This is a genomic window from Pseudoalteromonas sp. 20-92, from assembly GCF_030847595.1.
In the GTDB taxonomy this organism is placed as follows: Bacteria; Pseudomonadota; Gammaproteobacteria; order Enterobacterales; family Alteromonadaceae; genus Pseudoalteromonas; species Pseudoalteromonas fuliginea.
Window position 1 is genome coordinate 48,796 of record NZ_JANJGQ010000015.1, and the last position, 21,236, is coordinate 70,031.

General features: G+C 39.4%; 18 protein-coding genes. 6 read left to right on the forward strand and 12 right to left on the reverse strand.

Going from position 1 to position 21,236, the window contains the following annotated elements; genetic code table 11:
* Positions 1-66: 66 nt before the first annotated feature.
* From NRL14_RS13385 to NRL14_RS13420, 8 genes are all read right to left on the reverse strand, one after another.
* Positions 67-858: a sterol desaturase family protein gene (locus NRL14_RS13385; RefSeq protein WP_182695378.1), complete on the reverse strand. Its 792-nt coding sequence runs from the start codon at positions 856-858 to the stop codon at positions 67-69.
* A complete protein-coding gene (locus tag NRL14_RS13390) occupies positions 851-1,531 on the reverse strand; it encodes a CDP-alcohol phosphatidyltransferase family protein (protein WP_007377201.1) in 681 nt (226 codons plus the stop codon). The genes NRL14_RS13385 and NRL14_RS13390 overlap by 8 nt, the downstream gene beginning before the upstream one ends.
* A gap of 32 nt (positions 1,532-1,563) precedes the next feature.
* Positions 1,564-2,202, reverse strand: coding sequence for an ATP-binding cassette domain-containing protein (locus tag NRL14_RS13395; protein WP_306724859.1), 639 nt, complete (start codon positions 2,200-2,202; stop codon positions 1,564-1,566).
* Positions 2,203-2,272: 70 nt separating this feature from the next.
* Complete coding sequence (locus NRL14_RS13400) at positions 2,273-4,027, reverse strand: ABC transporter permease (RefSeq protein ID WP_306724860.1); 1,755 nt, start codon at positions 4,025-4,027, stop codon at positions 2,273-2,275.
* Entirely contained in the window at positions 4,024-5,358 is a 1,335-nt protein-coding gene (locus NRL14_RS13405) for an ABC transporter substrate-binding protein (RefSeq protein ID WP_306724861.1), read from the reverse strand. The genes NRL14_RS13400 and NRL14_RS13405 overlap by 4 nt, the downstream gene beginning before the upstream one ends.
* Complete coding sequence (locus tag NRL14_RS13410; RefSeq protein WP_306724862.1) at positions 5,345-6,163, reverse strand: DUF547 domain-containing protein; 819 nt, start codon at positions 6,161-6,163, stop codon at positions 5,345-5,347. The genes NRL14_RS13405 and NRL14_RS13410 overlap by 14 nt, the downstream gene beginning before the upstream one ends.
* Before the next feature lie 2 nt (positions 6,164-6,165).
* The gene (locus tag NRL14_RS13415) at positions 6,166-8,319 is read right to left on the reverse strand and encodes an FAD-dependent oxidoreductase (RefSeq protein WP_306724863.1); all 2,154 of its coding nucleotides are present in this window, start codon (positions 8,317-8,319) and stop codon (positions 6,166-6,168) included.
* 10 nt (positions 8,320-8,329) lie between these two features.
* The gene (locus tag NRL14_RS13420; protein WP_306724864.1) at positions 8,330-10,690 is read right to left on the reverse strand and encodes a TonB-dependent siderophore receptor; all 2,361 of its coding nucleotides are present in this window, start codon (positions 10,688-10,690) and stop codon (positions 8,330-8,332) included.
* 415 nt (positions 10,691-11,105) lie between these two features.
* On the opposite strand from NRL14_RS13420, the gene NRL14_RS13425 reads away from it, so the two are divergent.
* Positions 11,106-11,519 carry a hypothetical protein gene (locus NRL14_RS13425; protein WP_306724865.1) on the forward strand — a complete coding sequence of 138 codons (414 nt, stop codon included), beginning with the start codon at positions 11,106-11,108 and terminating at the stop codon, positions 11,517-11,519.
* An 86-nt stretch (positions 11,520-11,605) separates the two neighbouring features.
* Here NRL14_RS13425 and NRL14_RS13430 read toward each other — a convergent pair whose 3' ends face one another.
* On the reverse strand, positions 11,606-12,031 hold the full coding sequence (locus NRL14_RS13430; protein ID WP_306724866.1) for a hemerythrin domain-containing protein: 426 nt from the start codon (positions 12,029-12,031) through the stop codon (positions 11,606-11,608).
* Positions 12,032-12,362: 331 nt separating this feature from the next.
* On the opposite strand from NRL14_RS13430, the gene NRL14_RS13435 reads away from it, so the two are divergent.
* The 3 genes from NRL14_RS13435 to NRL14_RS13445 are packed head-to-tail and all read left to right on the forward strand — an operon-like array spanning position 12,363 to position 13,179.
* A complete protein-coding gene (locus tag NRL14_RS13435) occupies positions 12,363-12,617 on the forward strand; it encodes a hypothetical protein (protein ID WP_306724867.1) in 255 nt (84 codons plus the stop codon).
* 59 nt (positions 12,618-12,676) lie between these two features.
* Positions 12,677-12,931 carry a hypothetical protein gene (locus tag NRL14_RS13440; RefSeq protein ID WP_007377211.1) on the forward strand — a complete coding sequence of 85 codons (255 nt, stop codon included), beginning with the start codon at positions 12,677-12,679 and terminating at the stop codon, positions 12,929-12,931.
* Between the two features lie 29 nt (positions 12,932-12,960).
* Positions 12,961-13,179 (forward strand): DUF6500 family protein, encoded by a 219-nt coding sequence (locus NRL14_RS13445; RefSeq protein WP_149605202.1) that lies wholly within the window; start codon positions 12,961-12,963, stop codon positions 13,177-13,179.
* Between the two features lie 36 nt (positions 13,180-13,215).
* Here the strand turns inward: NRL14_RS13445 and NRL14_RS13450 are convergent, their stop codons facing one another.
* The gene (locus NRL14_RS13450; RefSeq protein ID WP_306724868.1) at positions 13,216-15,120 is read right to left on the reverse strand and encodes a GGDEF domain-containing protein; all 1,905 of its coding nucleotides are present in this window, start codon (positions 15,118-15,120) and stop codon (positions 13,216-13,218) included.
* A gap of 182 nt (positions 15,121-15,302) precedes the next feature.
* Positions 15,303-16,958, reverse strand: a complete 1,656-nt coding sequence (locus NRL14_RS13455) for a pseudouridine synthase (RefSeq protein WP_306724869.1) — start codon at positions 16,956-16,958, stop codon at positions 15,303-15,305.
* 316 nt (positions 16,959-17,274) lie between these two features.
* Between NRL14_RS13455 and poxB the strand changes: the two genes are divergently transcribed.
* Positions 17,275-18,999, forward strand: a complete 1,725-nt coding sequence (poxB, locus tag NRL14_RS13460; protein WP_306724870.1) for a ubiquinone-dependent pyruvate dehydrogenase — start codon at positions 17,275-17,277, stop codon at positions 18,997-18,999.
* Positions 19,000-19,259: 260 nt separating this feature from the next.
* Positions 19,260-19,607 carry a hypothetical protein gene (locus NRL14_RS13465; protein WP_007377216.1) on the forward strand — a complete coding sequence of 116 codons (348 nt, stop codon included), beginning with the start codon at positions 19,260-19,262 and terminating at the stop codon, positions 19,605-19,607.
* Positions 19,608-19,976: 369 nt separating this feature from the next.
* Here the strand turns inward: NRL14_RS13465 and NRL14_RS13470 are convergent, their stop codons facing one another.
* A complete protein-coding gene (locus NRL14_RS13470) occupies positions 19,977-21,203 on the reverse strand; it encodes a threonine/serine exporter ThrE family protein (protein WP_008134486.1) in 1,227 nt (408 codons plus the stop codon).
* Positions 21,204-21,236: the final 33 nt, after the last annotated feature.

Here is a 21,236-nt window from a genome sequence, read left to right on the forward strand (position 1 = left end):
TTTAGTAAAGTCATTTTAATTCGATTGTAGGGTGCGATCGTTTATGTGTTGATTATTAAGTAGAGCTCACTTATTTTTAAATGGCATGATCAATAAACCCCAAAGCGAGGCATTTTGCTTTTGGCTTGGGTATTCTTTTAAGCCAATATTTATATCTGCGTCGGCTTTTTTTGCTTTATCTTTGTAGCTACCAAATAATTTATCCCACCAAATTACACTAAAACCATAGTTTGAGTTGGTTTCACTAACCACTTGGCTATGGTGAATTCGATGCAAAATTTGCGTCATTAATATTAAACGCAGTGGTTTTTCAATGGCATTAGGTAGGCGTATATTTGCATGATTAAATAGTGCTAAACCATTAAGTGCTATTTCAAAAATAAGTACCGCAATAGCAGGTACGCCAAGAGCTGTTACTGCAATGAGTTTTATAAGTATGCTCAGTACAATTTCGATAGGGTGAAAGCGCAAGCCCGTACTTGTATCAACATGTGCATCGGCATGATGTACGCGATGTAAGCGCCATAAAATAGGCACTTGATGAAATAATCTATGCTGCCAATAAATTAATATATCGAGTAAAAGTATGCTCAATATAATAATTAAACTGCTTGGTAGGGCTATTTGATTAAATAAGCCAATGCCGTGCTCTTGATTGTAAAGTGCCACGGCGGTTAACCCAATAGGGACTACTAAGCGCGCAATAACTGATGAAGCAAACACTAACCCAAAATTAGCAAACCAACGTGTACTGCTTTTAATAGGTGCTTGGCGAGCAGGCTTTTGCCATTCAAGCAGCATCATTATAATTAAAATGCTAAAAAAACAGCCGAGTCGCCACCATACTTCATTAGTCATTTATTACCTCAGAATTTGCACTGCTAGGCACGTTTTCAGCTGCTTTGTTAGCATCGGCTTCTTGTTGCTTAAGCGTGTGATAACCGCCATGTATACGGGTAAAAATAGTTATGCCACACGCAATAGCAAAAATGCTCGCCATAACTGCAAAGTGCTGCGGCCAAATACAAAATGCAATAAATAGCGCTATTGTTTCAGTGCCTTCGGTTAAGCCGTTTAAGTAGTAAAAGCTTTTGTATTTAAATTGCGGTTTTTCGAGTTTAAATTTTTCGGCGGCAATCGCAAAAGCTAAAAAGCTTGAGCCCGTACCAATAAAAGTGGCAAGTAATAACGATCCCGCTATTGCGTTTTGCTCAGGGTTTGCCAAAATAAAGCCAAGCGGAATAGCCGCGTAAAATAAAAAGTCGAGTGTGATATCTAAAAAGCCACCCGCGCTTGAACTTTGGTTTGCATAGCGTGCTAATGCGCCATCAAGTCCATCTAAAATTCGATTTAAAGCAATGGCAACTAATGCCCCGTACCACATTTCAAACGCCAGTAATGGCACGGCTAATAAGCCAACTAAAAAGCCTACCACGGTTAGCTGATCGGCGGTTATGCCGCGTTTATGCATAAGCATAACCACAGGTGTTAAAAGTGGCTTAATTACAGGGGTGATAAATTTGTCTAGCATGTTTATTGCCTTATGCGTATTAAAGCCACGAATTAAAGTGTGCTATTTAAAGTTATGAGTTTGCCATTTGCAGCGTCGGCGTCGCTATGGTCATGAGTTACCATAATTGCAGGTAGCTTATGATCGCGTATTTGGCTAAACACGAGTTCGCGTGTATCAACACGCAGTTGGGTGTCGAGTTTGCTAAAGGGTTCGTCGAGTAAAATGGCTTTAGGTTCGCTCAGCAGCATACGTAATAGTGCAACACGGGCTTGTTGCCCGCCCGATAAGTTATCGGGGTGACGATTACCCATGTCTTTAAGACCGACTTGCTCAAGTGCGTGTGCTATTTTTTCAAGGCGTTGTTTTTTATTACCTTTGGGCATTGCAAAGGCAATGTTACCAGCAACAGTTAAATGAGAAAATAATAAAGCGTCTTGATAAAGCACTCCAATATGGCGCAAGTGTGGAGGGGTATTATCGATATTTTGACCATTAAGCCACACCTCTCCATTGGCCTTAAAGCTACTTGGTAAAGTACCCGTAAGCCAATTTAATAAGCTTGATTTACCACTGCCCGATGGGCCCATAATAGTCAGAATTTCACCGCCATTAACTTGCTCGTTTAAGCTAAGTAGCAGCTCATTTTGGCGATAAAGCTGACAATTTTTAATCTGTAACGATGACTGCATTAAAAAACCTTAACCCTGATAGTGTTAAACATGGGTGCTTTAAATATGTGCACTTTTAAACTTGCGTACTTTAAACACGTGCACTTTTGAAAAAATATTTAGGTAAACCCCATGCCAGTATAAATCCAATAAGTGGCAACGCCATTTGCATAATAGCGTACACGGCACTGGTGCGTCTGCTTGCGCCATTGGCAAGCGTAACAGCTTCGGTTGTTATTGTGGCTATGCGCCCGCCGCCAGCTAAAAGCGTGGGGAGGTATTGTCCAAAACTAATTGCTAAGCCCAGTGCGGCTGCAATTAAAATAGGGGCAAACAACTGAGGTAGTTTTACTTTAAAAAACACCTTGCATGGCGCTGCGCCTAGGCTTGCTGCAACATGAGCAAAACGAGGATCTAAGCGCCTATAACTGCTCGCAAGTGACAAAAACACATAAGGCAACACAAACAGTAAATGCGTAAGTACCACATTAAAAAATGCGGCTTGGTTATTTACCAATTGTTGTATCCATACTAGCCCAAACAAAAAGGCAATACTGGGTACTAATAACGGTAAGTAAATAATTAAACTGGTAAAACGAGAAATAGGTTTGTCACTCAACTGCTCTGATTCTAAACACAATAGAGTAAGAATAATGGCAAATAATGTGGTTACTAAACCGATTGCTAGGGTATTAAAAAGCGGGCTGCTCATTTGCATTAGCGCACTTTTAAAATGCAGTAGTGTAAATTGCTCAGGCATTGCATCTGGAAAGCGCCAAAAGCCTGCAACCGACCACATAACTAAACCAATAAGTGACAACATTATAAAGCTAATTACTAATATGGTGAGTACGACCGTTATTTTTTGCCAATAAAATCCGCCGTATTCGCGCACTCCATTAGTGAGGGAGTCGCTAAATAGCACTTTTACGGCCTTTTCTGCGCCAAGCCAAAGGGCTAATAACCCACCTGTAACAGCCAGTTGTAATAAAGCGCCCGCTGAGGCTTTAATGCGCAGGTTTAAATCAACATCGTTAAACCAATGCATTATTGCAACGGCTAACGTGGGTGGTGTATTTGGGCCTAAAATGAGTGGCATTTCTACACTTGCGCTTGCATAGGCAAGCACTGCTAAAAGGGGTAAGCGCAGCAGCGGATAAAGACTTGGCAGTATTACTTTAAAAAAGGCGGTCATTGGGCAATAACCCAAGTTAAGCGCAACCTTATGTTGCTGGCGTAATTTTTTGCCAAGCTCAGGTTGAGCAAGTACGCCCAGTGCCATTAATAATAAAAAGGGAAGCTCTTTTAGTGTTAAGCCTAAAATAATACTAATACCGAACGAATCATAAGGAAACATGCCGTTTGGCGCAAGTTCCCAACCGCTTAACCAAGGCGACGCTAAGCGTGAAATCATACCTGAAGGGGCAATTAAAAACCCTACTGCAATAGCCGCGGCGGCATGAGGTATCACTAATATAGGGCTCAATAAACGCTGAATTCGGTTAAGCCACGGGCTATTAAAAAACGCAGCTAAAATCATTAAGGTAATGATAAATGCAAGCAGAGTACTTATTAAGCCCGTTGCAACGCTTAAGGTAACCATTTGGGTAAGGCCAGATGTTTGCCAAAGGGCATTAAAACCTTGCAAGCTAAACGTTGTTTGCTCAAGTACGGGCGCATAACCAAAGGCAGGCAGCAATACGCTAATTAAGCCACCAAGTACGGGTAGTATAAGTAAAGCGAGTAAGAATCGCGGGCTAAATTTTACAATGCGCGTAAACATATCGGTGCTGCACTGCGTTGTTGCTTTGGTATTTACTGGTACACTTTTTGAAATAACGCTCATTGGCTTACTCCATAACGGGTTTGCCAACCTTGCATAATGGCGTTTACCCAGCTTGGATGAGGTTCGCTCAATGTGCGTTTAATACTGTTTAAAGGCAGTGCACTTGGATGCGGTTTAGCCGTTTTAAATAAGGCCTGCTGATTGGGCGTTAACGTTGATTGAATAAGTACGCTTTTATCGCCCCATATATGCGCTTTTTGTTTTTGGGCTTGCGCCTCAGGGCTGAGTAAAAAATTAGCCACTAATTGCGCACTTTGCTGGTGGCTTGCATTGTAAGGAATTGCCACGAAATGGGTATTACTTAAACTGCCATCACTCATTGCGTAACTGCGAATGCTGTTTGGTAAATCATAGCGTTTTACAGCTGCTGGTACTTCAGGTGCTGAAAAAGTAAATGCGAGACTTAATTCTGTATCGTCCACAAGGCGGCGCATTTGAGCACCACTTTGCATAAAATGAGTGCCACCACGCCAAAGCGTTGGGTGTAGTTTATCTAAAAAGTCCCACAGTGGGTTTAACACTTGCGCTGTGTTTTTAGTTGTAGCTGGTTGGTTTAGCTGCGCTTTAATATTTTCGCTGCTTTGCTGATGCAGTACAACTAAGGCGTATTTTAAAAAGCTCATACCTAAAAAGTCAGGCGGCTTTGGGTAGCTAAAGCGACCAAGGTTTTGCGCGCTCCAGTTTAATAATTCGTTTAATGTCGTCGGCAATTTATTGTTTGCCTTACCATTTATTGCAATGCTGTCGTAATAAAACGTAAGTGACGCTTGCCCCCATGGCGCTTCCATCCCATTGGTAGGTAAACCAAAATCAAAGGTTACAGCAGGGTTATTAGCAGCATCGGTTAATGCAAAGTAGGGGAGTTTACTCGCCCATTTTTTTAAAAGAAGAGAATGCTCACTCATGGTGGCAAAGTTAGCCCCGTTGATCCACATTAAATCTACGCTGCCTTGGCTGTTGTTGTTTGCTGATTTTTCGGCGAGTACACGGCTTACCGCTTCGCTGGTGTCGCTTAGTTTTACATGCACTAAGTTAATGTTGTACTTAGTTTTAACTTGCTGCGCAGCCCATTGAATATACGCATTTATTTGTGCGTCGCCGCCCCATGCATAAAAGTATACATCTTGATTACTACCAAGTGCTTGAACTTGTTGCCATCGAGATTGCTGCTGTGTGTGTATTACCAAATCACTTTTATTATTTGCAGTAATAACGGTATTAGCAAACACAGTGCTCGAAAAAGCAGCTGAATTTGCGATTGTACAAACGTAAAACGCGACACAGCAAAAGCTGTATCGCGCCTGTGTTTGCCAAAACTTAATGGCGAACATTTAAATCCCAGTTGTAGTCTAAAAATTTAACTTCCATGTCATCATTTTTAAGTGCTTTTTGCTGAGCTGGTATCAGTTTAAGTGCATCGCTGTATTGCAAGAAAAACTGCTGTAGCGTGTTTGCACCTCGAAAGCCTTTTTCAAAGTCATCGCCGTACCACTTAAATATTGAAGAGAGGCTTAGCGTATTTTCTTGGGCCATATTACGTGTCATATCTGATAAAAAACGCACCGTTTGCTCTTGCAATTGGCCCTCTAAATCAGTGGCTGTATACGCTTCTTCTCGAAGTGCAGGGCAACCAATACTCGCGCAATTTACTGCAAAGTGAATGCGTGGGTCGTTGTATTTCCCGCTGCCACGTATTAAACCATGCTCTATATCATCAAGGCTGCGAGTTTTGCCAAGTAAAGGAATAAACTCTTTACTCCACGGTGAGCTAAAAAAACTCCCTAACTCTTTGATTGATTTAAGATCTGGATACTTAGTCAATATAAGTTCAACAGTCCATGCGTTATATGCATTGATTAAAAAAGCGAGCTGCTTAGGTTTTTCCCATGCGTCGAATTCGCTTTGCGTTACAGCCGTTAACGAATCTAAATACGTTTTTAGCTGTGCATGCTCACGTTTTATGGCAGCGTAATCAACCTCAGTACTGTGATTATGGTTAATAGCGACAACATGCTTATTTAACAATGCATTCCAGCTATCGTGCATGCTCTGGGCTTGGGCCGAAAATGACCCTGCAAACGATGTTACAACTAAAGCCGAACCAAGTAGTAATACTTTTAAAGGTGTTTTAAACATAATTAACCTCGACGCCAAGTGTGGTATTTTTCAAGCAAGTTAAGCACTTTTTCAGGTGCATGAGCGCGTTTCCACTCACCTGCTGCGTATTTATTACCTTCAGCCCAAGTAGGGTAGCTGTGGATAGTACCGAGTATTTTGTTAAGGCCTAAACCGTGTTTCATTGCCAGTACAAACTCAGCAATTAAATCGCCAGCGTGTTCAGATACAACAGTAACGCCCAATATTTTGTCTTTGCCTTTTGGTGTAATCACTTTAATAAAGCCTTTTGTAGCGCTGTCGGTAATTGCACGGTCTAGCTCTTCAAATTCAAAGCGAGTAATTTCGTAATCTATGCCTTTGTCTTTTGCGTCTTGTTCGTTTAAACCAACACGTGCTACTTCTGGGTCAATAAACGTAGTCCACGGAATAACACGGTAATCTACTTTAAACTTTTTAAGGTGACCAAATAAGCCATTTACCGCAGCGTACCAACCCTGATGGGCTGCCACATGTGTAAATTGGTATGGACCTACAATATCACCCGCTGCAAAAATATTTGGATACAGTGTTTCTAGATATTCGTTAGTTACTACTGTGCGGTTTGTTTCAATGCCAAGCTCTTCAAGGCCATAACCTTTAAGGCGTGCACTTCGGCCAACAGCACATAATAGCTCGTCGTATTCAATCTCGATTTCTTGGTCATTATGTTTAACAATAATGAATTTTTTACCATCGCGAGCTTCACAACGTAATGCCTGATGCGATGTTAAAATATTAACGCCGCTTTCGGTTAACGCTTCGTGAGCAAAAGTAGACACTTCAAGATCTTCTTTGATCATGATGCGCTCCGCCATTTCAATTTGCGTAACACTTGAACCTAAACGTGCAAAGCTTTGTGCTAATTCGCTACCAATTGGGCCACCACCAAGTACTACAAGTTTTTTAGGGGCTTCATCTAGCTCTGCAAATTTATTCCACAATGTATCGCTTGTTACATAGCCTGTTTCTTCAATACCAGGTAGTGGCGGTACAAATGGGCGTGCGCCAGTTGCAATAACAATGGTGCGTGCAGTTAATGTTTGCGTGCCGCCATCGTTAAGTTTAATTTCTACAGTCCATGGGTCGATTAATTTACCGTAACCTTTTACTACATCTACGCCTAGATTGGTGTAACGCTCAACACTGTCGTGTGGTGCTACATCTGCAATTACTTTATGTACACGTGCCATTACTTTTTTGAACGAAAACTGTGGAGTTGTGTTTTCTAAGCCATAGTTTTCACCGTGGCGAATTTGCTCTGCAATTTTAGCGCTTTTAATAACGGCTTTACTTGGAACGCAACCGTAGTTTAAACAGTCGCCGCCCATTTCGCCCGCTTCAATAAGGGTTACTTTTGCTTTAACAGCGGCAGCAATATAACCTGTTACTAAACCACCTGCGCCTGCGCCAATAACAATCATGTTACGGTCGAATTTTTTAGGTTTAGTGTAGTTTTTGTATACGCGACGTTTTTTAAACACGTTTAAAATTCCTTTAGCAATGAATGGAAAAATACCCAATAAAGCGAATGATAAGATTAAGTTGAATGATAAAATTCCAGATAAGCTCTCTATTTGCGCCAGTTGCGTACCTGCATTAACAAATACAAACGTACCGGCTAGCATACCTGCTTGGCTTACCCAGTAATAAGTCCATGACTTTATTGAAGTAACACCCATTAGTAGGTTTATTAAAAAGAACGGAAACACCGGCACTAAACGAAGAGTAAATAAGTAAAATCCACCTTCTTTTTCAACGCCAGCATCAATTGCGGCTAAGCGCTCAGGAAAACGTTGTTTAATAGTGTCGCGTAGTAAGTAACGCGATACTAAAAAAGCAAGTGTTGCGCCAATAGTTGAGGCAAAAGATGCAACTAATAAACCCTCTACCAAGCCAAACAATGCACCTGCGGCAAGTGTTAAAATAGCGGCGCCCGGTAACGAGAGAGCAGTTACTACTACGTACAGTAAAAAGAACCCACCAATAACGAGTAACGGTGACTGCTCTTTGTAATCGCTAAACTGATCCATCGATCCTTTTAAGCCATCAAGCGTAAGTAATTGGTGTAAGTCAAAATGAAAGAACAGGCCGACGGCGGCCGCTGCAATCAATAATAGAAATATTTTTTTAATCATGTTCTCTCTCTTAAAAACTATGCGTAAGGGTTAACTTGGCGTTTATTGGCAACTCAGGAAAAGCTAAAGTTGCACCAAAGTAACCGCCTTCAAATACGGGGCGCCAGTTTTTTTGATTTGTGACGTTATTTACATCTAAACGTAATTTAGTACTAGGCGTAAAAGCATAGCTAGTATTTACGTTTAATGTGTACTGATCACGAATTTTTACCGTCGCTAAAAAGTCCAATGGGTAACTCTTTGTATATAGACCTGAAAAACCCGTTTGCCATTTCGAATTAATTGAATAATTTCCGTTAAAACTGAACGATTGCTCAGGAATTCCTTGAACTTGGCGATTAGAGCGTGCAAATGGTGTAAAGCTTGGGGCACCAACACCGGTGCCTGCGATAATATCTGGACGAGAGTTGTCAAATGCATCTGCTACTTGTGCTGAATCTTGACTGCTTGCAGAATTGTCGTAACGTGCATCAATATAACTGTAGCCGGCACTTAACCAATAAGGGTAGGCATCGTAAAACACTTGGCCTTCAAACCCTTGTGTACGAATACCGGTATTGCTTCCATCGCGGTTACGTAAACTACGACGTTGGCTAAACAAAGCACCATCGGCGTACCAATTGCTGTCGGTTGGTGCGTATTTTAAACCAAACTCAACAAGGGTGTTTTCGGTAGCAAAATTTTGTGCACTGATTGTGTTGTCGCCACCCAGTGATGTACCGCCAGCCATGCTGTTTGATGTAGCTTCGTTATAACTTGCTGCACCGTAAGTGGTGTAATCATTATTTAGTTTGTAATTAAAGCTAACTTGACCCGATTGCAGCGTGTCATTAATGCTATCACTTGCTGCAACTTGACCTTGTGGTGCGATTGGGTCGTGCGCATCTACATCATAATAATCAACACGATAACCTACGCTTGTATGAAACTTATCTGTCCAATCAGAATCTTGCTGAATAGCAAAACCTGTTTGCCATGAACGCGAATCGGTAGTGTCTGATAAGTTAAAGTCGCCGCTGCCATCGTTATTAATATCGTACTGACCACCAGGGGATACAAATACACCTGGGCTAATTTCAATTAAACGCGCTTGCTGTGCATCAGTTAAAGGAATGCGGCGATTTGAAATTGGGCCAGTTAAATCAATAGGCAAGTCGGCTTCGGTAGTAAATTGGCTATAGCCTAATACGCGATTATAGCGCACATCAAATGCAAAAATTGTTTGCTGTTCATTGCTCCATTGGTAAGTCAATTCGGTACGATTTTGCGCGGTATCGGCACCGTCTATAATTTCAACAAAGCTGTTTTGTGCAATTTCTTCGCGTTGTAAGTGCTGAAAATACGTAATATTTTTTATTGATGCATTGCTGGAAAGTTCACGCTTATAAATGCTGTGTAGTAAGTAAGTAGTGGCTTCGTTTTGATTATCAGGATCGGTAAGTACCGTACTACGGTCTATTTTTACTTGCCCAGTAGGTGAAACAATAGAACCAGCCGCTGGTATTGTACTGCCATTTGCTTGTACGCCTTGGCCAGTAATGTATAAGCCATGATCTATGAGTGCTTGTGTTGGGCGGTTAATACCTGCGTTATCGGTAAATTCAACTTGGTACAACTCAAAGTTAAGATCCCAGCTGCTCTTGTCATCAGGTAATACCCGAAGGGCAGCAAATAGGCTGTCACTTTTAGTACCTGAAAAATCATAGTAACTGCCGTTATCTATGTGCTCAGCGCTCACTCTAAAGCCAACTTTGTCTTTTACAATCGGTGCGCTGTAATCGACCAAAACGCGGTATTGATCCCACCGGCCCGCGGATAAACTTGCTTTGCCTTTGCTTTCATCGGTAGATGCTTTTTTAGAATGTAGATTCACAAAGCCGCCGTTACGTTGACTTGAGCCAAATAGAACCGGCGGTGCGCCTTTTACAACATCAATTTGTTCTACTGCGTTGAACGATAACGGCACCCCAAAACCATTATTGCCAGCTTGGCGGCGTGTACTATCTTGAAAAAGCTCACCCAATTGTCCGCGAATTGTTGGCAAACTTGGTGCACCAAAGCCACTCGCTGAATAGGTATTAGGGCTTACTGCTAATACATCTTGTAGCGTAGTAATATTAAGTTGCTCTATTAACTCACTTGAAATTGGTGTTACCGAGCGGGCTATATCTTGTAGTGCTAAGTTATCACCAAACGGGCCATCTACAGTGGTATCTTTAACTGAAAGACCTTGAGATTTAGTAATTTGGCCCGCCACTTCAATGTGCTCTATTGCATCATTTTTTGTTATTTTTAATTCTTCAGCTGCAAATGAGTTAAGTGGTGTATTTAATATGGCGGCTAAGGATAAAGCCAAGTATGCGTGTTTCAAACGTTTTCTCTCTACGGTTATATGTTGATGGCGATAAAGACCGAAAGGTTTAAAAATAACTTTCAGTAAACCTTCGATTCTTTTTGTTTATAGAACATTATAAAAACAGTTGCTTTTTAGGGGCTGTAATTAAGTAATGTTGTTTCATTAGTAGATGAAACATCAATAGAGCAATTGTATGATATTCCCTGTAAATTATTGCTTTTAATCGGCTTTTTATTGTAGTCTACTTTCGGGTAGTTAACCTTTTATTATGTATTAACTTTCATATAATAAATCTGCATATTTCAAATAATCCACGCTTTATTTTCTAAAAGTAAAATAAGCAAAAATAATTACGCTGTGTTGAAATAAAAACTAACTAATACGGTCTTGATTACTTCAAGGTTTATTTATACATTTTTGAGGGAATTTTATGACAGGTTCAGTGAGTTCAGACGTACAAAAGCGTCTGCAGTGGTCTCTTTTATCGCTTCGTTTGGGCGTTTTTATTGTAATGATCATGTGGACATTCGATAAATTCGTAAATCCAGGCCATAGCGCACGTATTTTCGAGCACTTTTATGGGATCAGCGGTTCATCAGACATGGTTGCTTATGTTATCGGTGCTCTGCAACTTGTATTAGTATTGGCTTTTTTAGCGGGTATTAAAAAACGCATTACTTATGGTGTGATTTTTGTGATGCATGGTTTGTCTACGCTTTCATCTTATAACCAATACATTGATGGCTTCAACAACTTATTATTCTTCACTGCATGGCCAATGTGGGCTGCGTGTTTTGCACTTTACTTATTACGCGACCAAGACGTGAAATTTACTGTGAAGTAGTAAAAGAAAAAATGGTTATAAGCCATATGGCTTATAACCAATAAGTACACAGGGAGTGTGTGGAAGTCGATTTATATGTTATGCAACTAATGCATAGCGTCGTTGTATTGCTCAGCAAGGCTCTCTTTTTGCCCTTCGGTAAGTGCTTTACCCGCTAATTGAAACACTTCGTGTTCTTCTTCACTTAAATGATGATGTACTAAATGGTGTAGCTTTTTAGCTGCAACTAACCATGCAGACGAGCTCATTTTAGTATCTTCAAGTTGTTCAATTAATTCATCAATTTCGTGATGTTCAGCTACGCTGTGGCGCGCTTTTTCATGAGTTAAGTCATCAAACATAAGTGGGTTATAAAAGTAACGTTCTTCAAATTTTGCGTGATCTTCTAATTCTGTTTTTAGCTCATCCATTAGCCTGTGGCGCTGCTCTGTGTCGCCGTGTGTTTGAATAAGCGCATCTACCAATTCTCGTTGTTTATCATGATCGTGACGTAGTGCTTCAAAAATATTCATAACTAGTCCTTTTACAATTTATTTGCTCATATCACTAACTAGCAAACTAAATGCCAAATATTAAGTTATTGTATTTTAATGAATTCATATTAATTTTTTATTCTTAGGCTGCTATCACTGTAAATTTTACAGTGATCTGAATGCAATAATTTCAGGCTTTTGCGTAGTTCAATTTTAAAAGGAGTATAAATTCCTACAGAACCTTACAAATATTTACTGGTTGTTTATTTTATAGCAGTGATAAAGTATCAGTGTTATTTAGGTACAACCTATATATTACTCTCACACATAAATGCCTAGTAGCACGTTAACTTAATAGGATAGTTTAAGGATGAACATAAAAACCCCCATCGCCGCATTATTGCTGTGCGCTCTACTGAGTGCATGTAGTACTGCCTCGCGTTCTGACCCTAACTTATGCATTGAAAAAGCAGAAACGTTTGATCGGAATGGTGCTCAAACAAGCTCACAGGTTTATAATCAATGCATTAGCGCACAAATTAAAAGGGATGAAAAAAACGACACTTTTTTTGATACTATTGGTAAGTTCTTTTTTGAATTTTTTGTAATGGTGGTAAAAAAGTAAATAGGCTAACTTGCAGCTGTGATTTAAAGTAAATAAGTTGCGTAAAAATAGGATTGGTTATGAAGCAATTGTTGATAGCAATTTCACTTTTATTATTACTAAGCGCTTGTACGGCGAAGCCTTACGCAGGCTCGGCAAAATGTATGGAACAAGCAGATATTGCATACGAAACCGATACACGTAAAAATGAGACATTAGATAATGAATGCAAAGCTGCAAAAGTAAATACGCCTAATAAAGAGCTTGAGAATCATGGCTTGGTTGATAGAAGCCTTTTACAGCTAATCGTTAGCGTTTTAAATGGCGTATTTTAATAGTAAAAATATAATTAAATAAGGTATGTATGAGAGAAGAACTAAGAGCAAAAATAATTACCGTGTGCGATAAAAAAATAGCAGTTAAAGGCGAAAATGTAGGGCTTTCTTTTTATGCATTTTTTGCCAATAAAAACGACGACCCAGAGCTACTTATGGAGGCCGCTACTTGGTGGATACACACCCATAAATTAGATCATTTTGTAAAAGCATATAAAATTAAACAGATGGTTTTAGATGGACTTTAGTCAATAAACTGAGCAAGTACTTTTAGCTGTGTTTATTTAATCAACAACGACTTGGTTTCTTCCGTTTTCTTTTGCTTTATAAAGTAATTTATCTGCATGCTTAATAAGAACATCTAGTGTGCTTTTTAAAGGGCTACTTACAGAGGCTCCCACACTAAAAGTGATTTTTGTATCACTAGGAAGGTCTTTTATATTACTACAATGCTCGGTAAACCTAGTGGCGAGCTGGTCAAATATATTTCGAATAGCTAGTTCGTCAACCGAATTTAGTGCAAACAACCATTCTTCGCCGCCGTAGCGGCCAAACTGATGATCACCACTTAGTGTTTCTTTTACAGCTTTTGCAAAGGCAATAAGAACTAAATCTCCAACATCGTGACCAAATTGGTCGTTAACTTTTTTAAAGTAGTCTAAGTCAACAATTGCTATCGTCATTTTACCTTCATCAAGCTTTGCTTCTGCTGCGCGCATTATTCCTCTACGATTAGGGCTATTTGTTAGATAATCTGTTAATGAAATATCGTGATATTTTTGACGTTGTCGAGCCTGTTTGTAAAATAAAAAGAATGAAACAATAACTAAAATAAACGCAATAGCAGCGCTAAGTCGCCAAATTATTTTTTGTTGGTACTCTTCTTTTGCTTGCAGTTCACTAATGTCTTTTGCGTATTCTAGTTGTTGTATTTTTTCTTCTTGTTCTTTTACTTCAAACTTGACCTGCAGTGTTTTTATATTATTTTCACTGGTTGCTTCGTAGTGTTTTTTTGTATAAAGGAGCTTTTGTTCAATTGCTTCAAAAGCCTCGTCAGTATAGTTAAGGTGTCGCTTTAACTCATAGCGTTTACTTAGAAACTCGGCTTTATAAATACTGCGGCTGAATTTATCTAATTTTAAAAATACCTCATCGTTTGCTTCATTTGCTTGATCAAGTAAATCTAGTTTTATATATATGTCAGCTAACAAAATGAGTGAAGCAAGTTGCATGTCGTAAATATCTGCAGAACGAGCGAGCTCAATGTTTTCTTTAGTTAAAGTTAAGGCTCTGTCGTAGTTTGCTTGTAAGTACTCAATACTGGCAATTGAGTATTGGGCAAAGGTTAGGCCTTTTTGCGCATTAACTTTTTTAAAATAAAATAATGCTTTGTTTAGATATATTAAGGCATCTTTAGGTTTTTTTATCTCAAGCAATACATTACTTAAACTCCAATATGCTTTTGCAGTAAAAAGCTCATCTTGCGTTTTTTCATATGCTTCAACCGCTTTCTTTGCATAATATACGGCTTTGTCTTTTTCATTTAGATAATTGTATGCATCGGCTATTTTTCTAAAAAAGTATCCTTGAGATGCTGAGTCGTCATCTTTTAATGCTAATTCTAGCCCCTCCAGTGCAACATTTAGGGTTTTTTTCAGTGCATCTGTATCTGTGTAATAGTAAGCAAGTGCTCGTAAAATAATGATTTTTTCTTTAGTCGAATACTGTTGCAAGCTCTCTTCTAATTTCGTGGCTAGTATTAGTGCTGGAGCTGGGTTTGGCTTTCTTGCTAAAGACTTGAGTTGTGATTCGAGAAATAATAAATGAACACTTTTTTGATTTGGTAACTCTTTGTTCTTTAAGTAATAAGACAAGTGTGTGTTTAACTCCTCGTATTTTTCTTGTCTAAAAAGTAGCTCCGCATACAAAGCGGCCGCTTCTAGATGAAGTTTTTCCCAATTTTGCTCTCTGCTTATTTTAAACGCTTGAGCGAGTTTGTCTTCATTTTGAAGATAGTCTATTTCATTTAGTTTTATGTTATTGATGAGAGCTTGAGCCGCTTGGTAATTTTGCGGATATGGCTCATCGTTAGCTGAGGCAAAATTACACAAAAGTAAAAACGAGACTAGAGCAATACACTTTGCCCATAAAGTATTATCTAAAATGTTTATTTGTATATTTCTAGTCATTTTAACCCTTTGATGACTTATTTTTATCAGTGAAATAATTTTGTTTATATTGTTTGTTAAGCTATTTTTTGAATCTATTTTTATATTTTTTTTTTGAAAAAAACTTAATCATAAACGATTTCAATTTAACTAATAAAAACCATAATTTGTATAATATAGCAGTTGTGGCCATATGCATTTGATTAAAAATCAGCAGCGACTTCAAACTCCAAATGCTTGAGCGTAATGGGGTGAGTAAATGCTAAGTATTCTGCATGTAAATGTAATCTATCTGCCTTTTGCCCGTAATGTGTGTCGCCTATAATTGGCATGTTTAAACCTAAACTGTGGGCACAATGTACTCTTAATTGATGAGTTCGCCCTGTTTTAGGATATAACTGTAATCGGGTAATATTGTTGTTACGCTCTAAAACCTGCCAGGTAGTAAGTGATGGCTTACCATGTTTGTAACACACCATTTGGCGCGGTTTATCATCAAAGTCGAGCACTAAGGGTAAATCAATTATTCCGCTATCCTCAGCCACGTTACCATTAACTAATGCGACATAACGTTTATCTATGGTGCGTTCAATAAACTGCTTTTGCAGTGCTTTGTGCACGCGTTTATTAAGTGCGATCATCAATAATCCAGAGGTCGACATATCTAGTCTATGTACAATTAGTGGGCCTGATGCCTCTGGAAACTGCGTTTTAATTCGCATATAAACTGAGTCATCAATATTAACGCCAGGTACCGATAAAAACTCAGCGGGCTTATTTACCACAAGTAAGTCGTCATCTTTATAAATAATACTTAAATCTTTACCCTGAGCTGGGTTGATAAGTAGCGGGTTATCTTCAACATCTAAACCCTTTAGCATGTGCCCAAGTATTGGTTGGCATTTACTGTAACAAGAAGGGTAGTAGTTTTTATGCTGCCTAATTGCTGATTTAGGCGCTGCTCCCCACCAAAACTCTGCCATAGCAAGTGGCTTTAAGTCATGTTTATAGGCGTATTGTAATAATTTAGGCGCTGCACAATCGCCAGCACCCGAAGGAGGCGTGTGCTCAGGTAATGCTGCAAAAATAGCATTTAAATCTTTAGTTTCTCCATTTGCATTTAAAAATTGGTACTGTGCAAATAGCTTTTTTTGTAAGCTTTTAGAAAGCGTTTTACGGCGTTTTTTTAAATGAGCAATTTCATCAGAAATACTGATGTGTGTTTGCTGCAGTGACTCGATTATATTTTGCCAATAGGCTTTAAGTGCCAGTAGTTGCTTTTTTTCTACGATACTTTGCCCTGCAAGCTTATTTTTTAACTGCTCAAAATCACTTTCGCTAAGCTCTAATTCGCCTTCGATACGTTGTATTTTTCGTTGCTGACGACCGGCTTGCATTACCGCCTGTTGAGCTAATAGCGCTTGCTGGTAGCTCTGTGTTGCATCATCAAGTTTGCTATTAACTTCAAGTAGTTGTTCACTATTTTCTAATTGCTCAATTTGAGCATTAATATCGTTAATTATTTTACTTTGAGCCAAATAGGTATCGTCTTGAAGTTGCATGCTAGAAACAGGCGGTACAAAGCTAATATTACCTTTATCACCTTCAATTTGTCCCGAATAGGCACTTAAAAAGCCTAATTGTTGCTTAGCATTTTGCACCACTAAAACCCCAAACATTTTACCTGCATTTTCTGCTTTTAAATGCGTTAACGTTTCAAGTTGTTGCTGTAATTGTTTAGTGGCTGCTACAGCTAATGGTTGCGGCTCGTAATAAAAAGGGAAAGTAAACTTTTCAGAAAGCGCGAGAGCATCAATATTTTGAGAGAATAATGTAAAGCAAGAAGCAGAATTTGACATAGAAGTAAGAGAAAAGCATTCAGTAAAATAATTGAGCGCATAATAACATATTCATAGTTAAGCCACTAAAAATCTCGCACCCGCATATTCATAAGCACTTTAAAGCGGACATTCATGTTTTATGTATCAGTATGGGGGCGCAGAAAAACTAGGCGTTTGTTAGTAAAGTCTCAGTAGTAATATATCTATCATTATTAAAATATTTAAGCTTATCGATTCTCAATAATTGAGTGCATTTCGAAACGATGACTTACCTGATAGATCAGAGGCGAAAAATCAATTTACAGAATAACTGAATATTTAGGAGTTCTATATTATGAGTCAAAATATCGCAAGTTTTATCACTAAAACCCTTGAACAAGCTGGCGTAAAACGTATTTGGGGAGTAACTGGCGATTCACTTAATGGCATTAGTGAAAGTCTGCGAAAAATGGGCACAATTGAATGGCTAGGAACGCGACATGAAGAAGTTGCCGCATTTGCAGCAGGTGGCGAAGCGCATTTATCAGGGGAGCTTGCGGTGTGTGCGGGTTCTTGCGGGCCAGGTAACCTTCATTTAATTAACGGCCTATTTGATTGTCAGCGCAATAATGTACCAGTATTAGCAATTGCCGCACACATTCCTTCATCTGAAATTGGCAGTAGTTATTTTCAAGAAACCCATCCGCAAGAATTATTTAAAGAATGCAGTGTGTATTGTGAAATGGTGTCGAGCCCTGAGCAAATGCCGTACCTGCTAGAAACCGCAATGCGACAAGCAATACTAAACAAAGGTGTAAGTGTACTTGTGTTACCTGGCGACATTGCATTAAAAGATATTCCAAAAGCTATTAAACCGAAGTGGAACGTGCCAAAACCAGCAACGCATACTCCCGCTTTATCTGATATTGAAGCAATGGCGACTCATCTTAATAAAAGTAAAAAAGTCACCTTATTGTGCGGTGCTGGTTGTAAGGATGCCCACGACGAAATTGTTGCGCTTGGAAAAAAACTACAAGCACCAATTGTGCATGCTATGCGCGGTAAAGAATTTATAGAGTACGACAACCCTTACGATGTTGGTATGACCGGATTTATTGGCTTTGCGTCGGGCTATCATGCAATGCAAGAAGCCGATACGTTACTTATGATTGGTACTAGTTTTCCTTATCGTGCTTTTTATCCCGAAAATACCACCATATTACAAATTGATAATCAGGCTGCGTCACTCGGGCGACACGTGCAAATTGACTGTGGCGTGCTAGGGGATACAAAAAATTCAGTGGCCACATTACTTGAGTATATTGAAGGTGAGCGCACAGACTCGCACTTACAAAAGAGTGTTAAGCACTATAAAGAATCGCGAAAAGAACTCGATGAACTTGCCAGTGGAAAAACCTCGCAAAATTTAATTCACCCGCAATACCTAACGCGTTTACTAAACGAGCAAGCAGCTGACGATGCTGTTTTTACTTGCGATGTAGGTACGCCAACAGTGTGGGCTGCGCGTTATTTATCAATGAATGGTAAGCGCCGGTTAATTGGGTCGTTTAATCATGGCTCTATGGCAAATGCCATGTCGCAGGCAATGGGGGGTCAATCTGTAGATAGAGACCGCCAAGTTATTGCAATGTGTGGTGATGGTGGCTTTTCGATGTTAATGGGCGATTTAATCTCGCTTAAGCAGCTTAATTTACCAATAAAGATTGTTGTTTATAATAATCGCTCACTCAGTTTTGTGGCTATGGAAATGAAAGCCAGTGGGTTTTTATCAAGCGATACCGATTTAGAAAACCCAAGTTTTGCTAACATTGCACAAGCCTGTGGCTTAAAAGGGATTCATGTGGACGACCCTGAAAAACTGCCATCGGCAATGAACGAGATGATGAACCACTCAGGACCTGTTGTTTTAGAAGTCGATACCGCAAAACAAGAGCTTTCAATGCCACCGCAAATCAAATTAGAGCAAGCAAAAGGCTTTAGTGTTTACATGATGAAGGCGTTAATAAATGGAAAAGGCGATGAAGTTGTCGAACTGGGTAAAACTAATTGGTTACGTTAGTTAAGTTACTTCCCTATTGAGTACTTTGGCTCAATAGGGAAGTATGAAGCAATAATGTCCTCTATTATGTGCTTATTGCAAAGGTATGCCTTTCACGTAATGTAAAAAACGTCGGACATACTTTCTTAAATATTAATAAACCATAGTGCTTTCTTTTAACTTGTTGAACTAAAAGTAAAATAACATGAAGTTTGTATAGAGTAGGTAATAGTAATAACCTATGAGGTCAATTACGTGTTTATAAAAGTAGGTATAGAGCGTTGATTAAAATTGAAGACTTTTCTTTAGCATGGCGCTGGATTAGCTCATCCCATGGTGATTTTTCTAAAGCTACATTAAATAAACTCAATCCATTGAGTGAAGATCAAGCAAGAGCATTAATTGCCGCCACACCCATTAACTTTCCGGTTGGAGCAAAAAGATTCGACTCCACACAAGGGAGTGAGTTAACACGCCAATGGTTAAAGGGCTTAGTAAATGATTCGCAAACAGTAACAATTTGCTGGGATCAAGAAACAGCATTAGCCCTACCTTGGATAGTTTTTTGTGATCACTGGGATGATTTTTGCTATCCATCAAGTGATGACATAAATCTGTATTTAACCTGAACTCTGGTTAAGAGATTTACTAAAATATTGAATCATAGTGATATTTAAATTTATTTTCTCTAGCCAGAGATTTTTAGTGAAAACAAGGCGAATTTACGCGTCAATAGCTGGCCTATTGCAAGTAAATTCAACGCAGTTAGCGCTGAAAATAGCTGCTTGAGATAGATTTATTATCCAGAGTTCAGGTTATTTAGAAAGCGGTGAACTGTTTTTACGTTGGAATCACTATGAGGTTTTTGAGTTTGACTCAAGTGCAATGTAATGAGCTAAAACACTTAGTATTGGCCTCAATTGCTACTTGGCGGTTGTTTTTAGCTTAACGTTTCACTCGCTTTACTCAATTAAAGTAAAGCGAGTGCTCAGTATCACTTACAAACTCTTTTTAGGCGGTAGGGCGACGTTTGCAAATATTAGCCCTGCAACAAGCGACATAAATATCAAAAACGTTTGCTGGCCTATATGCTCTGCATATATAAAGTCTTGGCCTTCAATGAGTGAATTTAAGCCAATATAGGTTTTGCTACCTGGTACTAATACAATTAAGCCTTGCATGGCCACAATAGAGGCCGGCGCATTAGCAACGCGGTTAAACAAGTTACTAAATATACCCACCGATAAAGCACCCACAAACGTACCTAACGTGTAATCAAGGTACATAGCCGAGCCAATACTGGTGCCGTACGCTATAAAGCCTGATGCTATAGACCACACAGCGTGTTTAAGTTTGGTTCTAAAAATAACGATTAGGCTGCTACAAAGTAAAAATATAGCCAGCCATGCTGTCCACTTTGGTAGAGGATCAGGTTGTACAAAGTCAGCTTGCCCAAAGAGTGCAAAGCCAATACCTATACCAATAAAACCGCCAAAATAGAGTTTAAATAACAGCATAAACGAGTCCATGACTCTTGCTGTACCCGACACTAAATGCCGTGCTGCAAGCTCTGCTAAGCCAAGCGCAAGTGCTAAACCGGGTATAAACACAATAATGGCCGAAAGTACCACCAAGCGTATGTTTATTTCGGGCGTTATGTACACGCTTACTGCACATGCAAGTATTGCCGATATTATGGCTACCAATGGCTCAAGCATATGAGCTACGCGTTTTGAGCGTCCAGACCAAAGTACAAACACATAAACAACCAAAGTAAGTAGCGATGACCAAATAACATCAGTCCAGCTAGTACCCATTAACATGGCAAACGCACCACCAGAAGTTGCAAAGGCAACGCCCGTAACAAGTTTATTGTATGGGTTTGGCATGTCGTAAATAGCATCTAACTGGGCGTCAACTTCTTGTAAAGTTAACTTGTCGTCAAGCATTTGGTTTACAAGGTCGTCGGTATCGGCAAGTGAGCCTAAATCGTGATCGCCAGGGTCTACACGAGCAACATGGGTGTACTCGTCTTCGTGGCCATCAGTCCAAATAACAAACGTTACCGAAGTTGGCGACATAACAAACGACGATTTAAGTCCTAAATAGGTAGCGACTTCCATTAGGTGGGCTTCTAGGCGGTAAGCAGGCGTACCATACTTGTGAAGCATTTTACCCAATTTAACGATAAATTTGCGTTTTTCTGTAAAGGTTGCAGTTTTCAAATCTTTTTGGACCAAATATTGCGATAACTAAGC

Coding starts and splice junctions, on each gene's coding strand:
- NRL14_RS13385 (WP_182695378.1), bottom strand. CDS start 858: ATGACTAATGAAGTATGGTGGCGACTCGGCTGTTTTTTTAGCATTTTA.
- NRL14_RS13390 (WP_007377201.1), bottom strand. CDS start 1,531: ATGCTAGACAAATTTATCACCCCTGTAATTAAGCCACTTTTAACACCT.
- NRL14_RS13395 (WP_306724859.1), bottom strand. CDS start 2,202: ATGCAGTCATCGTTACAGATTAAAAATTGTCAGCTTTATCGCCAAAAT.
- NRL14_RS13400 (WP_306724860.1), bottom strand. CDS start 4,027: ATGAGCGTTATTTCAAAAAGTGTACCAGTAAATACCAAAGCAACAACG.
- NRL14_RS13405 (WP_306724861.1), bottom strand. CDS start 5,358: ATGTTCGCCATTAAGTTTTGGCAAACACAGGCGCGATACAGCTTTTGC.
- NRL14_RS13410 (WP_306724862.1), bottom strand. CDS start 6,163: ATGTTTAAAACACCTTTAAAAGTATTACTACTTGGTTCGGCTTTAGTT.
- NRL14_RS13415 (WP_306724863.1), bottom strand. CDS start 8,319: ATGATTAAAAAAATATTTCTATTATTGATTGCAGCGGCCGCCGTCGGC.
- NRL14_RS13425 (WP_306724865.1), top strand. CDS start 11,106: ATGACAGGTTCAGTGAGTTCAGACGTACAAAAGCGTCTGCAGTGGTCT.
- NRL14_RS13430 (WP_306724866.1), bottom strand. CDS start 12,031: ATGAATATTTTTGAAGCACTACGTCACGATCATGATAAACAACGAGAA.
- NRL14_RS13435 (WP_306724867.1), top strand. CDS start 12,363: ATGAACATAAAAACCCCCATCGCCGCATTATTGCTGTGCGCTCTACTG.
- NRL14_RS13440 (WP_007377211.1), top strand. CDS start 12,677: ATGAAGCAATTGTTGATAGCAATTTCACTTTTATTATTACTAAGCGCT.
- NRL14_RS13445 (WP_149605202.1), top strand. CDS start 12,961: ATGAGAGAAGAACTAAGAGCAAAAATAATTACCGTGTGCGATAAAAAA.
- NRL14_RS13450 (WP_306724868.1), bottom strand. CDS start 15,120: ATGACTAGAAATATACAAATAAACATTTTAGATAATACTTTATGGGCA.
- NRL14_RS13455 (WP_306724869.1), bottom strand. CDS start 16,958: ATGTCAAATTCTGCTTCTTGCTTTACATTATTCTCTCAAAATATTGAT.
- poxB (WP_306724870.1), top strand. CDS start 17,275: ATGAGTCAAAATATCGCAAGTTTTATCACTAAAACCCTTGAACAAGCT.